The organism is Streptococcus shenyangsis (assembly GCF_006385785.1).
GTDB lineage: Bacteria > Bacillota > Bacilli > Lactobacillales > Streptococcaceae > Streptococcus > Streptococcus shenyangsis.
Map to the genome: position 1 here is coordinate 1 of NZ_VFSH01000023.1, position 2,118 is coordinate 2,118.

Below are 2,118 nucleotides of genomic sequence, written 5' to 3' on the forward strand. Positions count from 1 at the left end.
TAAAGCTGTAACTGATAAAGATGCTAAGATCCAATCAGTAACAAAAGACGACAAAGGAAATCTTGTAGTGACCTATAAAGATGGATCTCAAGATAAGAAACCATTGTCAGAATTTGTAACTAAAGAAGCTGCAGTAGTAGCTCCAACAGTAGAGATTCCATACTCTAATAAAGATACTAAAGAAGTTTATGTATACGCTGGAGAAGAAAACTCATTCGATATCAAATTCAAAGATGATAGCGGAAAAATTGCAAGTGCCACTGTAAAACAAGGTGGTAACAGAGCGTTTGATGATGTTGCAGGTGAAGCAAATACTATCAATACTCAGTATGGATTTAAAGCAAATGTTATTAATGCTGAGACTCCAGCAACAGAAAAAGCCCCAGCAGTTATTACTTATTCAGGTACTCCAGCAGCGACAGATGGTTTAGCAAAAGACAAACTAGAAGCAGCAACTAAAGGAGAAAATCCAGAAGGTATGGCTTTAGGATGGCGTTATGCAACTGCAACGGATAAAGATGGTGCATTTATTGAGAATAAAGCCGTAGGTAGCTCAACTGCAACTGATCCAGGTGCATTCCGTGTTATGCTTAAGGGACAAACTCAAAAATATGATATTGCAACTCCAACTGAAAAAGTTACTGTAGCAGATCCAGCTAACGTAACAGATGCAGACTTAGCTAAAATCAAAGAGAAGCTTCAACTTGAGTACTCTCAAAACAACGATGATGCTAACTTAGCAGACAAAAAAGGTACACCTGTAGCTGATAAAGATGCTAAGATCCAATCAGTAACAAAAGATGACAAAGGAAATCTTGTAGTAACCTATAAAGATGGTTCTCAAGATAAAAAACCATTGTCAGAATTTGTAACTAAAGAAACAACAGATGCAGGTAAGAACACACCAACAGCTAAACCACAAACTGTTAAAGTTGGTGACAAACCAAAAGCAGAAGATTCAATTAAGAACCTCAAGGAGCTTCCTAAGGGTACAAAAGTAGCCTTCAAAGATCCAGTAGATACAGCAACACCAGGTGAAAAAGATGCGACAGTAGTTGTAACATACCCAGATGGATCAAAAGAAGAAGTTCCAGTTAAGGTAACGGTTAAAGACCCAAGTTCAGCACCAACAGATGCAGATAAGAACACACCAACAGGTAAACCACAAACTGTAAACAAAGGAACAACACCAAAAGCAGAAGATTCAATTGGAAATGTAAAAGATCTTCCTAAGGGTACAAAAGTAGCCTTCAAAGATCCAGTAGACACAGCAACACCAGGTGAAAAAGATGCGACAGTAGTTGTAACATACCCAGATGGATCAAAAGAAGAAGTTCCAGTTAAGGTAACGGTTAAAGACCCAAGTTCAGCACCAACAGATGCAGATAAGAACACACCAACAGGTAAACCACAAACTGTAAACAAAGGAACAACACCAAAAGCAGAAGATTCAATTGGAAATGTAAAAGATCTTCCTAAGGGTACAAAAGTAGCCTTCAAAGATCCAGTAGACACAGCAACACCAGGTGAAAAAGATGCGACAGTAGTTGTAACATACCCAGATGGATCTAAAGAAGAAGTTCCAGTTAAGGTAACGGTTAAAGATCCAAGTTCACCAGAAGATCCAACAACTAAGGATACAGACGGCGATGGCGTCACTGATAAAGAAGAAGTAGAGAAAGGTACAGATCCAAAAGATCCTAATTCTAAACCAGAATCTAAACCAGAAGAACCAGCAACTAAGGATACAGATGGCGATGGCGTCACTGATAAGGAAGAAGTAGAGAAAGGCACAGATCCAAAAGATCCTAACTCTAAACCGGAATCTAAACCAGAAGATCCAGCAACAGCAGATACAAAAGCTCCAGCTAAACCAGAAATCAAAACAGATCTAACAGATAAAGCAGGAACTAAGACACCAGTTGAAGTGACAGCAGAACCAGGATCTAAGGTTGAGTTGTTCGACAAAGACGGTAATAAGCTTGGTGAAGGCGTAGCGGACGAAAACGGAAAAGCTACAATCACACCAACGAAAGAGCTTCCAGCAGGAGACGTAACAGCGAAAGCAACAGATCCAGCAGGCAATGTATCAGAGCCAAGCACACCAGAAAAAGCAAC

Annotated in this window: 1 protein-coding gene; it reads left to right on the plus strand. The window is 39.6% G+C overall.

Annotated features, from left to right (window positions below; translation table 11 throughout):
• A partial coding sequence (locus tag FJR77_RS10105; RefSeq protein WP_235888749.1) for a Rib/alpha-like domain-containing protein occupies window positions 1–2,118 on the plus strand: 2,118 nt, incomplete at both ends.